We start from the raw sequence: 8,688 nt of genomic DNA, 5'->3' as shown, positions 1-8,688 counted from the left end.
GTAACGTCACAGCTAGCAGGTATTAACTACTAACCTTTCCTCCTGACTGAAAGTGCTTTACAACCCGAAGGCCTTCTTCACACACGCGGCATGGCTGCATCAGGCTTTCGCCCATTGTGCAATATTCCCCACTGCTGCCTCCCGTAGGAGTCTGGACCGTGTCTCAGTTCCAGTGTGGCTGATCATCCTCTCAAACCAGCTAGGGATCGTTGCCTTGGTGAGCCATTACCTCACCAACTAGCTAATCCCACTTGGGCCAATCTTTAGGCGAGAGCCGAAGCCCCCTTTGGTCCGTAGACGTTATGCGGTATTAGCAGTCGTTTCCAACTGTTGTCCCCCACCTAAAGGCATGTTCCCAAGCATTACTCACCCGTCCGCCGCTCGTCAGCAAAGTAGCAAGCTACTTTCTGTTACCGCTCGACTTGCATGTGTTAGGCCTGCCGCCAGCGTTCAATCTGAGCCATGATCAAACTCTTCAATTAAAAGTTTTTTCTGTCTTCTCCCATAAAGAGAGCCGACACGCTCAATGAATTCTGAATTTATTTAATATCTTTCGATATTGAATTGACTGTGCTGCAATTCCTACCGAAGTAGTTATTGCTGTTGGTCACTCAGTTTCAATTGAGACTCTAATTTTTTGCCTCGCTACCTAAGTAGCTTGGCTGTTAGAACTCAATCTGTACGAGTGCCCACACAGATGATTGCTTTATATTGTTAAAGAACGTTGCGATTAAAGTGTTTACTTTATCTCGCTAGGGCTGCGCATGTTACGCTTTCCAATTTTTTTGTCAACACTTAATTTTAAACTTTCTAAAAATCTAAACTCAAGTTTTACTCGACTTACTGAGTAGCTGCTTGCCTCGCTAAGCGTTGCCTGCTCTGCCGTCTCAGTGGGGTCGCATTATAGGGAGAACAGATTTTTACGCAAGCGTTTTCAAACGTTTTTTTGAATTTAATTTTAATTCATACGTTACCCAAAGCGCACGCACAACTTACTCACATTTACTTGTGGATAACCCAGCTTTTTTAACTTTATCACTAAACTATCATGGTAGGTTGTGGTAAGTTTCGCCGCAGATTTTAAACTCGTTCTTTAGGCATATAACATGATAGATATTATAAATAGTATTAGTGGGCTATTATGGGGGCATATTCTCATCTACCTATTAATAGCTGCTGGTCTCTTCTTCACAGTAAAACTCAAATTTATTCAATTCGTTCAATTTCCCCACATGATTAAGGTCATGTTTAACTCTCGCCAATGTGATAAAAATGGTATCTCGTCGTTTCAGGCGTTCTGTACTTCTTTAGCTGCACGTGTTGGAACAGGCAATATGGCAGGTGTTGCCGTGGCACTTTATTTAGGTGGTGCGGGTGCTATTTTTTGGATGTGGCTAATTGCGCTTATTGGTATGGCAACAAGTTTTGCTGAAAGTACGTTGGCACAAGCTTATAAAACAAGAGATGAGCATGGTAACTTTCGTGGTGGCCCTGCTTACTATATGGAATATGGCTTGGGTAAACGATGGATGGGTGTCATATTCTCGTTATGTTTAATCTTAGCCTTTGGCCTAGTTTTTAATGCCGTGCAATCTAATTCTATAGCGGCTGCCTTTGAAGTTGCATTTGGCATACCAAATTATGTTGTTGGTCTTCTACTCGTTGTTGGATCTGGCATTATTATATTTGGTGGTCTAAAAACAATCTCAAGATTTGCCGAAATGGTTGTCCCATTTATGGCACTAGCATATTTGATTGTTGCTCTTTATGTGTGTGCTATGAATGCATCTGAATTACCCGCTGTATTTATGCGTATTATAAATAGTGCATTTGGTATTGAACAAGCTGGTGCCGGAGCAATTGGTTACGGCGTCATGCAGGCAATGATCCAAGGAATTAAACGCGGATTATTTTCAAATGAAGCCGGCATGGGAAGCGCAGCAAATGCAGCTGCCACAGCAACACCTAACCCGCCACATCCTGCTTCACAAGGTTACGTACAAATGTTAGGTGTATTTATTGACACTGTAGTGATCTGTACAGCAACTGCCGCTCTAATATTATTATCTGATCAATTGATAGCTGATTCAGGTGTCACTGGCATTGCATTAACTCAAGCTGCACTTGAGGAACATGTAGGTAGCTGGGGGGCGATATTTATTGCAATTGCCATTATGTTTTTTGCATTTACATCCATCGTAGCGAATTACTCATATGCTGAAACAAACCTACTTTTTCTAGAGCACAATCATGAGCATGGAATGCTAATCTTCCGCATTGCAGTTTTAGGTATGGTAATGTTTGGTTCAGTGAGTGAATTAGGACTTATTTGGACTTTGGCTGATATATCAATGGGCTTAATGGCTATTGTAAATGTTATAGCACTCTTTATGTTGTCTGGTATCGTCATATGGTTGGCTAATGATTACAGCGCCCAACGTAAAGCTGGTAAAATACCGACCTTTGATCCTACTCAAAATAAACAGCTTGATATAAGTATCCCTAAAGGGATATGGCACAAAAATTAGTATTGCTTATTTTAATATAAAGGGAGCCTAACGCTCCCTTTTTTGTTTCCCGTTTAAAGCTATCAACAAAAAGGCTATTCAAACCTCATTACGTCTAATCAACTGTTTGCATAAATGATTAGCACCCTTCCTCTAAGTAATAGAAAGTTATAAACCTATAACTTCACTTTTGTAGTTTGATGAACTCATTCGCCTGGTTGGTCGATTATTTATGATTGCTATAAGTCTTGATTGTATATCAACGGAGCGCTAATAATAGGCCAGCTTTATTGCTCATCAGTAGAATTATACCAATCCACAATAATATTTAATCATTTTACGGGGCTAAACGTGTCGTTATATTCGTTAAAAAACTCTCATTTAGCGCAATTAAATAGCGATTTTTTTTGCCTAGCTATCAACACGTTTTCACCCTCAAAATACCTCAGTGAATTGAGTGAATTGAGTGAATTGAGTGAATTGAGTGAATTGATATTAAACAATCACTAAAGCATATTTAATACCCTTTAAAATTGTATATGTCTGACCAATATTCAATTAATAGTTGCAATGTTTAATAAATTATAAATAAGGTTTAAAATCTATAAGGGATAGGAACGATTGGAATGTAATTTTAATATATAAAATTGGAAATAGCTGTGAAGGCATGATTTTACCGAAATAGCGCGCGAAATGAATATTTCAGTTATGAACACTTTTATAAAGTGGTGCCCGAGGCCGGACTTGAACCGGCACGACTTGTTAGTCGAGGGATTTTAAATCCCTTGTGTCTACCAATTCCACCACTCGGGCATCGAGTTTGCTATTTAAAGCATGTGGAGTAATTAAATGGAGGCGGAACCCGGAGTCGAACCGAGGTGGACGGATTTGCAATCCGCTGCATGGCCACTCTGCCATTCCGCCTTAACGCTTCCAATTAATTTGGAGCGGCACACGAGGCTCGAACTCGTGACCTCGACCTTGGCAAGGTCGCGCTCTACCAACTGAGCTAGTGCCGCAAATAATTATTTTATCTACTTTTAACTATCTTGGTAATAATTAAAAGTGGTGCCCGAGGCCGGACTTGAACCGGCACGACTTGTTAGTCGAGGGATTTTAAATCCCTTGTGTCTACCAATTCCACCACTCGGGCATCGAGTTTGCTATTTAAAGCAAGTGGATAAAACTAATATGGAGCGGCACACGAGGCTCGAACTCGTGACCTCGACCTTGGCAAGGTCGCGCTCTACCAACTGAGCTAGTGCCGCATCATATTAATTCTATTTCTTACATAAATATTAGTCATGTATTTATGTAACATTAATTTTATAGATTACATTTGGCGATGTAATCAAACCACAAAGTGGTGCCCGAGGCCGGACTTGAACCGGCACGACTTGTTAGTCGAGGGATTTTAAATCCCTTGTGTCTACCAATTCCACCACTCGGGCATCGAGTTTGCTATTTAAAGCATGTGGACTGTTGAAATGGAGGCGGAACCCGGAGTCGAACCGAGGTGGACGGATTTGCAATCCGCTGCATGGCCACTCTGCCATTCCGCCCCAATACCGGGGTTAACCTTTAAGATAAACTGGAGCGGCACACGAGGCTCGAACTCGTGACCTCGACCTTGGCAAGGTCGCGCTCTACCAACTGAGCTAGTGCCGCTTAATGTTTATCTAGGGGGCTATGCCCTCTCAACACGGACGCATTCTACAGAGATTATTAAACGCGTCAATACAAAAAATGCTAGTTTTGAACTGTTTGATTATTTTTTATCTAAAACGGTGCGTTATTAGACGTTTACAATCAATTTTTAGTCAATTCACCCCATGCAGCTACTAAATATTGCAGCATTGAACTCAAGGTTAAGAAGGTCGCAATGTATAATAAGCTATAACTTAGATACATCATCCACGTATCATACTGCCAAATCAAACCAATAATGGCTAACATTTGTGCTGCAGTTTTAATCTTGCCCATGTTGGATACAGCTACATTACCCCTTTTACCTTGTTCTGCCATCCATTCGCGTAAAGCAGAGATCACTATTTCGCGGCTAATAATAATTAACGCAGGAATCGTCATGTACATAGATTGATAATAGCTAGATAGCGCAACCAAAGCGGCGCATACCATCACTTTATCCGCTACAGGATCGAGAAACGCACCAAAAGGCGTTGATTGTTCTAATTTACGAGCAAGATAGCCATCAAGGATATCTGTTATTGATGCTAACCAAAAAATAAACGCAGCAGCAAAAAAAGCCCATGTGTAAGGTAAATAAAATACCACCAAAAAAATGGGGATAAGAAAAAGTCTAAATGTTGTGAGTGTGTTTGGAATATTCCACATAACTACTTGGAGATGTCTTTTTTTCTATATTCGCACGAAGGGCTAGCCCTTGTCATGCAAATGATTAAATATCTTCTCAGCCATATCAGGGCTGATCCCAGGAACTTGCTTTAATTGGTCTATATTAGCAGCTTTTACACCCTGCATGCCCCCTAAAAATTTTAATAATGTTTGGCGTCTTACAGAGCCAACCCCATTTATCTCTTCTAACAAAGATTGAGTTCGTTGTTTTTGACGTTTATTTCGATGCCCTGCAATAGCAAAACGGTGCGATTCATCACGAATATGCTGAATAAGATGGAGCGCTGGCGAATCAGAGTCCATAGGTATCGTTTTACGTCCACCATCGATTAATAAAGTTTCTAAACCCGGCTTACGACTCGTACCTTTCGCAACACCCACTAATAGTGGCATTTTACTGTGCGGCCAAGTTTCAAAATATTGCTCTGCACGAGATAGCTGCCCTTTACCGCCATCGATAAAAATGACATCAGGAATTTTTGCTTCATCTACGAGTTTGTTGTAGCGTTTATTTAGAGCAAACTCCATCGCTGCGTAATCATCTCCGCCTGTTATCCCGATTACATTAAAACGTCGGTACTCTTTATTATTAGGCCCTTGCGAATCAAATACTACACAGCTTGCTACCGTGTTTTCACCCATTGTATGGCTGATATCAAAACATTCCATGCGATTAATATCATCAAGCCCCAGAGTGCTTTTAAGTTGTGCGTAGCGTTTGTTGATTGAATCAATCGTACTCTGTTTTACAGTGATGCTATTTAATGCATTTTTATTGGCTAATTGTAAATATTGAGAGCGCTCGCCCCGAGTTACTGTTTTTAAATTGACTTTACGCTCACTTATTTGACCCATTGCATCACTTAAAACATTCGCTTCATCAAGGGAAAATGGCAGAATAACTTCTTTCGCAATTCTGCCTGTTGCACCTGGCGCTAGATAATATTGGCCTAAAAATGATGTAAGAATTTCTTGTTGTGATGAGTCTTTAGGTACTTTCGGGAAATACGTTTTACTGCCGAGCACTTTATGATCTCGGATCATAAGTAAATGAATCCCATTCAATCCATTTAAGTGGGCAAAGCCGATTACATCCATTTCAGCGTGGTTTCCAGAAATAGATTGCTGTTCTTGCATCTTACGCAGTAGCATGATTTGGTCTCGCACCTTGGCAGCCAATTCAAATTGCAACGCGTTACTTGCCTTTTCCATTTTCTTAACGAGATCTGCAATGACCTCATGAGATTTCCCAGCAAGGAACTTTCGCACATAATCCACTTGCTGTGAGTATTCATCCTCAGTTACTTTATTAACACACGGCGCAGAGCAACGTTTAAGTTGATATTGTAAACAAGGGCGGCTGCGCGCTCTATAATAGGCATCCTCACATTGACGGACGGGGAAAATTTTCTGCATTAAGCGTAAGCTTTCAGACACAGCCCCTGCACTCGGAAAAGGGCCAAAATACTCACCTTTTATTTTGCGACTACCTCGATGAAATGCCAACCGAGGGTGTTTATGAGAGGTGAGTAATATATAGGGATACGACTTGTCATCGCGTAGCAGTATGTTGTAACGCGGTTGATATTTTTTTATTAAGTTGTTTTCAAGAAGAAGTGCTTCTGTTTCGGTGTTGGTAAGAGTAACTTCAATGCCACAGATATTGCTAACCAAAACACGGGTTTTGCTGTCTGTTACATTACTTCTGAAGTAGCTTGTTACGCGTTTTTTTAAATTTTTCGCTTTGCCGACATAAATCACTTTTTTTTCACTATCAAGCATCCTGTATACGCCGGGCTCACTTGATAGTGTTTTTAAAAAATGCGAATGATCAAATTGAGTCATAAAAGTGATTAATTAACGCTATCAATATCAATCATTTTATAACGAATTGCGAAGTGGGTTAATTCAACATCACCACTTACATTAAGCTTTTCAAACATACGATAACGATAACTATTAACCGTTTTAGCACTTAAATTTAAACGCTCTGCAATATCTTGCACTTTTTGCCCTTTGGTTATCATCAACATTATCTGCAATTCACGCTCAGATAAACAATGAAACGGGTTTTCATCTGTTCGCCCCGTTACCTGCGCCAGGGCTATTTGCTGAGCTATATTAGGGGCAATGTAACGTTGACCAGCATTAACTGCTCTAATTGCATTTACCATTTCATCAGAGCCCGCATCTTTAGTTAAAAATCCATGCGCACCAATTTGCATTACTTTGCTGGGGAATGGGTCTTCACACTGCACTGTGAGTACAATGATTTTCACATCAGGGCAGTAGCGACAAATCTTTTTCGTCGCCTCAAGTCCACCTATTCCGGGCATATTCATATCCATTAACACAATATCCGGCGAGTTTTGACGGCAAAACTGAACAGCTTCTTCCCCTGTTTTTGCTTCACCGATGACTTTGAAACCACGAATATCATCTAGAATACGTCTGATCCCTGTACGCACAAGTTCATGGTCATCAACTAGAAGTACATTAATCAATGGAACACCCTCATATAACCTAAAAACATGCCATAGTGGCAAAATTAATATGTCACATTAACACATAAAGCAGAAACGATAACAGTATTATCGTTTCACAAAGATCAAATTAAGCTGATTCTTTTTCACTAAAACGATCAACCCATAATGCAATAACACCATCCCCTGTTACATTACAAGCCGTACCGAAACTATCTTGGGCCAAATAAAGTGCAATCATTAATGCTACTGCGCCCTCGTTAAAGCCTAACATACTGGTTAATAAGCCTAATGCTGACATAACTGCACCACCTGGCGCACCAGGCGCTGCAATCATAACAAGCCCCAACATCATGATAAATGGCAACATGCTAATGAGTGAAGGCACGTCCATAGAGGGCGATAAAAACATCACTGCCATCGCACATGTTACTATGGTAATTGTTGACCCAGAAAGATGGATAGTTGCACATAAAGGTACACTAAAATTCGCCACATCTTCTTTTACGTTATTTGCTTTACTTGCTCGCAAAGAAACGGGGATTGTTGCAGCACTCGACATAGTCCCTAATGCAGTAAAATAAGCGGGTAACATATTTTTTATTAACTCAACAGGGTTTCGTTTTAATAAAATGCCACTGCCAATATAAAGAATACTTAACCATAGCCAATGCATTACAAGCGCAGCGATAAGCACCACGCCAAATGTCTGTAACGTATCCACTACCGTGCCTGCTACGGTCATCTCTGCAAATACACCCGCGATGTAAAAAGGTAATGCTGGAATAATCACTTTTGATAATAGCGCATCAATAACATCGCGCCCTTGGTCAGATACTTTTTTAAGCGCGTCCAACTCTAATTGGCTCATCCCAATCCCAAATACAAACGCTGTGGCCAATGCAGTCATAACCCCCATTAACGGTGGGATTTCTAAATCAATAAAACTGGCAACTTCAGTGACAACTTCAGCCTCGAATGTTAGGCCTCCATCAAAAAGAGGGATTACGGCACTGATAACTAAAAAAGCCAATGTGCCTGCAATGACGGTTGAGCCATATGCAAAGCCAACTGTTTTACCCAAAAGGTGCCCAGATCCTTTTGGTAAACCCGCAATACCTGAAGCAATAAAAAATAAAATAATTAGCGGGATAGTAAAAGAAATTAACTGCCCGATAATCTCTTTCGCAGTGTAAAGAAGCTCAACACCAGTAAGTGGCACAAATAAGCCCACTAAAATACCGCCGACTATACCGGCTATTAACTTAAGTATTAAATTCATAACAATCACTTTAAAATATAGATATTAACGTTTTACCACG

Annotated in this window: 5 protein-coding genes, 8 tRNA genes and 1 rRNA gene; 1 reads left to right on the top strand and 13 read right to left on the bottom strand. The window is 40.6% G+C overall.

Going from position 1 to position 8,688, the window contains the following annotated elements; translation table 11 throughout:
- Positions 1 to 482: ribosomal RNA gene (locus tag ATS75_RS12515) — 16S ribosomal RNA — on the bottom strand; the annotation flags it as partial.
- Positions 483 to 1,106: 624 nt separating this feature from the next.
- On the opposite strand from ATS75_RS12515, the gene ATS75_RS12510 reads away from it, so the two are divergent.
- Positions 1,107 to 2,528 (top strand): alanine/glycine:cation symporter family protein, encoded by a 1,422-nt coding sequence (locus tag ATS75_RS12510; RefSeq protein ID WP_058560748.1) that lies wholly within the window; start codon positions 1,107 to 1,109, stop codon positions 2,526 to 2,528.
- A gap of 705 nt (positions 2,529 to 3,233) precedes the next feature.
- On the opposite strand, the gene ATS75_RS12505 is transcribed toward ATS75_RS12510, so the two are convergent.
- The 12 genes from ATS75_RS12505 to ATS75_RS12450 all read right to left on the bottom strand — a co-directional run bounded on the left by ATS75_RS12505 (position 3,234) and on the right by ATS75_RS12450 (position 8,648).
- Positions 3,234 to 3,320, bottom strand: a tRNA-Leu gene (locus ATS75_RS12505).
- A 37-nt stretch (positions 3,321 to 3,357) separates the two neighbouring features.
- Positions 3,358 to 3,431: transfer RNA gene (locus ATS75_RS12500), tRNA-Cys, on the bottom strand.
- 19 nt (positions 3,432 to 3,450) lie between these two features.
- Positions 3,451 to 3,526 (bottom strand) — tRNA-Gly (locus ATS75_RS12495).
- 47 nt (positions 3,527 to 3,573) lie between these two features.
- A tRNA-Leu gene (locus ATS75_RS12490) sits at positions 3,574 to 3,660 on the bottom strand.
- A 39-nt stretch (positions 3,661 to 3,699) separates the two neighbouring features.
- A tRNA-Gly gene (locus ATS75_RS12485) sits at positions 3,700 to 3,775 on the bottom strand.
- A gap of 96 nt (positions 3,776 to 3,871) precedes the next feature.
- Positions 3,872 to 3,958: transfer RNA gene (locus tag ATS75_RS12480), tRNA-Leu, on the bottom strand.
- Between the two features lie 37 nt (positions 3,959 to 3,995).
- Positions 3,996 to 4,069 (bottom strand) — tRNA-Cys (locus tag ATS75_RS12475).
- Between the two features lie 30 nt (positions 4,070 to 4,099).
- Positions 4,100 to 4,175: transfer RNA gene (locus tag ATS75_RS12470), tRNA-Gly, on the bottom strand.
- Between the two features lie 141 nt (positions 4,176 to 4,316).
- Positions 4,317 to 4,862 (bottom strand): CDP-diacylglycerol--glycerol-3-phosphate 3-phosphatidyltransferase, encoded by a 546-nt coding sequence (gene pgsA / locus ATS75_RS12465; protein WP_058560747.1) that lies wholly within the window; start codon positions 4,860 to 4,862, stop codon positions 4,317 to 4,319.
- Between the two features lie 42 nt (positions 4,863 to 4,904).
- On the bottom strand, positions 4,905 to 6,728 hold the full coding sequence (gene uvrC, locus ATS75_RS12460) for an excinuclease ABC subunit UvrC (RefSeq protein ID WP_058560746.1): 1,824 nt from the start codon (positions 6,726 to 6,728) through the stop codon (positions 4,905 to 4,907).
- A gap of 8 nt (positions 6,729 to 6,736) precedes the next feature.
- Positions 6,737 to 7,387, bottom strand: coding sequence for a UvrY/SirA/GacA family response regulator transcription factor (gene uvrY / locus ATS75_RS12455; RefSeq protein ID WP_058560745.1), 651 nt, complete (start codon positions 7,385 to 7,387; stop codon positions 6,737 to 6,739).
- 109 nt (positions 7,388 to 7,496) lie between these two features.
- Complete coding sequence (locus tag ATS75_RS12450; RefSeq protein ID WP_058560744.1) at positions 7,497 to 8,648, bottom strand: dicarboxylate/amino acid:cation symporter; 1,152 nt, start codon at positions 8,646 to 8,648, stop codon at positions 7,497 to 7,499.
- Positions 8,649 to 8,688 lie beyond the last annotated feature (40 nt).

Source organism: Pseudoalteromonas sp. H105, from assembly GCF_001469215.1.
In the GTDB taxonomy this organism is placed as follows: domain Bacteria; phylum Pseudomonadota; class Gammaproteobacteria; order Enterobacterales; family Alteromonadaceae; genus Pseudoalteromonas.
Note: the sequence above shows the minus strand (reverse complement) of the source record. Positions and strands in the feature narration are given on the sequence as shown.

Coding starts and splice junctions, on each gene's coding strand:
- ATS75_RS12510 (WP_058560748.1), top strand. CDS start 1,107: ATGATAGATATTATAAATAGTATTAGTGGGCTATTATGGGGGCATATT.
- pgsA (WP_058560747.1), bottom strand. CDS start 4,862: ATGTGGAATATTCCAAACACACTCACAACATTTAGACTTTTTCTTATC.
- uvrC (WP_058560746.1), bottom strand. CDS start 6,728: ATGACTCAATTTGATCATTCGCATTTTTTAAAAACACTATCAAGTGAG.
- ATS75_RS12450 (WP_058560744.1), bottom strand. CDS start 8,648: ATGAATTTAATACTTAAGTTAATAGCCGGTATAGTCGGCGGTATTTTA.